Below are 247 nucleotides of genomic sequence, written 5' to 3' on the forward strand. Positions count from 1 at the left end.
GAGTTCGCTCGCCCTCTCGAACCGAACCCGCGCCGCGGCTTCGATGCGGGACAATCCGAGACGCTGGCCGATCAGCCTGGCGCGCTCCGCCTCCGAGGCGTCGGATTTCAGCGTCATCGCGATCCCGACGAGTTCCGGCATCGGCGTGTCGGTGTGGCTGCGGACGGTCGCATCGGCCGGGCGGTATGGGCGGCTCGTCGTGGGCTCCACTCCCGGTGGCCAGAGCACGAGACGCCCATCGTCATCG

Origin of the sequence: Candidatus Kosakonia sp. 282A-S69, from assembly GCF_029433855.1 — a bacterium.
Classification (GTDB): domain Bacteria; phylum Pseudomonadota; class Gammaproteobacteria; order Enterobacterales; family Enterobacteriaceae; genus Kosakonia; species Kosakonia cowanii_A.